This is a genomic window from Micromonospora maritima (genome assembly GCF_902825405.1).
Classification (GTDB): Bacteria; Actinomycetota; Actinomycetes; order Mycobacteriales; family Micromonosporaceae; genus Micromonospora; species Micromonospora maritima.
In genome coordinates this window covers 1-2,407 of the sequence record NZ_CADEAU010000680.1, presented here as the reverse complement: position 1 = coordinate 2,407, position 2,407 = coordinate 1, and the positions used below count along the sequence as shown (strand labels likewise).

Here is a 2,407-nt window from a genome sequence, read left to right as displayed (position 1 = left end):
CCGTCGTCGGCCCGGCCGGACCGACGGGTGAGCCGGTCCCGGGCGAGGAGCGGGTGGCGTTGACCGGGGACGGCCTCAGCGTCACCGGCACCGGCGTGACCGTGAACGCGGCGGCCGGCGAGGGGGTGGACCGGGCGGTCCTGGCCGAGTCGCGCCTGCCCGAACTGCGCGCCCACACCGGCGCGGACGTGGTGGCGGTGACCCTGGACACCGAGGGCGCGGTGGTCGGCGGCGCCGAGGGCTCGCCCCGGCGCAGCCACAGCACCCCGGTCCCGGCCAGCCATGCGGTCGGCGCCGGGGACGCGTACCTGGCGGCGATGACGCTCGCGCTCGCCGCCGACGCGGGCCTGCCGACCGCCGCCCAGCTCGCCCAGCTCGCCGCCACCATCACGGTCGCCGACACCGGCACCTGCGTGTGCCGCCGGGAGGACCTGCTCGCCGCGCTCGGCACCGGCGGCGAGGAGACCGGGCACCCGGCCCTGGTCGGCGCCGAGGAGCTGACCGCGCTCGTCGCCGAGCACCGCCGGGCCGGCCGCTCGGTGGTGTTCACCAACGGTTGCTTCGACGTGCTGCACCCCGGGCACGTCCGCTACCTGACCCAGGCCCGCGCGCTCGGCGACCTGCTGATCGTGGCGGTCAACTCCGACGGCAGCGTCCGACGGCTCAAGGGCCCGGACCGGCCGGTCAACCCGGTCGAGGACCGGATCGCCCTGCTGGCGGCGCTGGCCTGCGTCGACCACGTGGTGGTGTTCGAGGAGGACTCGCCGGCCCGGTTGATCGAGGCGGTCCGGCCGGACGTCTACGTCAAGGGTGGCGACTACCCGCCGGAGATGGTGCCGGAGGCGCCGCTGGTCCGCCGGCTGGGCGGCCAGGTGCGCACCCTCGGGTACGTGCCGGACCGCTCCACCTCGGCGATCATCGACCGGATCCGCGCCCAGTCGCACAGCACCGAGCGGAGCGAGGGCCGTGAGGCCGTGCCCGACCGGCACACCCCCGCCGTGGGCGAGGGCAGGCCGGCGTGACCCGACCGCTGGACCCGGGCACGCCCGAGCAGTTCCGCCGGACCCGGCGGCTGGACGTGCTGATCCCCACCCGCAACCGGCCGGCCGAGTTGGCGGTCACGCTCTCCGGGCTGGCCGCCCAGGAGGGCGTACCCGGGTTCGGGGTGGTGGTCAGCGACCAGTCCGACGGCGACCCCGCGTACGCGCACCCGGCGGCGGCCACCATGGTCCGGGCGCTGCGCCACCGGGGGCACCCGGTGCTGCTGACCCGGCGGCTGCCCCGGCGCGGGCTGGCCGAGCACCGCTCCTACCTGCTGTCCCGGTCGGCGGCCGACGCGGTGCTCTGCCTCGACGACGACGTGTGGGTGGAGCCGGACACCCTGTCCCGCCTGGTCACCGCGCTGGACGAGCTGGGCTGTGGGTTCGTCGGCAACGCCGTGCACGGGCTCTCCTACGCCGACGACGTCCGCCCCGACACCCACCGGCACTACGAGGAGTGGCCGGGCCGGCCGGAGCCGGAGCGGATCCGCCCCGGCACCCCGCAGTGGCACCGGGCGTCGATCCACCCGGCGGCGAACCTGCTGCACGTCACCGAGAAGCTGGCCCTGCCGGCGGGTGCGTGGCGGGCGTACAAGGTCTCCTGGATCGGCGGCTGCGTGCTCTACGACCGGGCCAAGCTCGTCGAGTCCGGCGGCTTCGACTTCTGGGAGCGGCTGCCCGAGCGGCACCAGGGCGAGGACGTGGCCGCGCAGCTCGCCGTGCTGGAGCGCCACGGCGGCGCCGGTGTGCTGCCCAGCGGGGCCTACCACCTGGAGTCGCCGACCACCGTCACCGAGCGGGACGTGGAGGCGTGGGAGGTCGTGCTCAGCGAGTCGACGGCGGAGGTGTGAGCAGCTCCCGGGCCGCCTCCACCACCTCGGCGGCCGGCACGTCGGCCACGAACGACACCCGGTGCGGGCACTCCCCGTCGCCCGGGCGGTGCGGGTAGATCCCCGGCGTGCAGTCGACGCCGCAGACCGGGCAGAGCGTCGTCCAGGCGGCGATCGGGCGGTGCCGGCCGCGCAGCGGCGACGCCCCGTTGATCAGGTTGCCGACCCAGAAGATCCCGACGGTGGGCGCGCCGACCGCGGCGGCCAGGTGCAGCGGGCCGGTGTCGTTGGAGACCACGAGCGCGCAGTCCGCGTAGGTCGCCGCCAGCGCGCCGAGGCTGAGCGTGCCGACCTGTGGGCGTACCGGCACGCCGGCGGTCGCGACCACCGCGTCCACCGTCTCCCGCTCGGCCGGTGTGCCGGTCGCCAGCACCTCGTACCCGTCCCCGTGCAACGCGCGGGCGACCTCGGCGAAGCTCTCCGGCGGCCAGCGGCGGCGCGTGTCGGTGGCGCCCGGGTGCAGCGCCACCCGGGGGC

Annotated in this window: 3 protein-coding genes; 2 read left to right on the top strand and 1 reads right to left on the bottom strand. The window is 76.7% G+C overall.

The features are described from left to right. Both rfaE2 and HUW36_RS30965 read left to right on the top strand, forming a co-directional pair. Positions 1 to 1,022: D-glycero-beta-D-manno-heptose 1-phosphate adenylyltransferase (rfaE2, locus tag HUW36_RS30970; protein WP_246248409.1), on the top strand; the 1,022-nt coding region annotated here is incomplete at its 5' end. Next, positions 1,019 to 1,891: a glycosyltransferase family 2 protein gene (locus HUW36_RS30965; protein ID WP_174531324.1), complete on the top strand. Its 873-nt coding sequence runs from the start codon at positions 1,019 to 1,021 to the stop codon at positions 1,889 to 1,891. The genes rfaE2 and HUW36_RS30965, both read left to right, overlap by 4 nt. On the opposite strand, the gene HUW36_RS30960 is transcribed toward HUW36_RS30965, so the two are convergent. Further along, a partial coding sequence (locus tag HUW36_RS30960; protein ID WP_174531323.1) for a glycosyltransferase family 9 protein occupies positions 1,866 to 2,407 on the bottom strand: 542 nt, incomplete at its 5' end. The genes HUW36_RS30965 and HUW36_RS30960 overlap by 26 nt on opposite strands.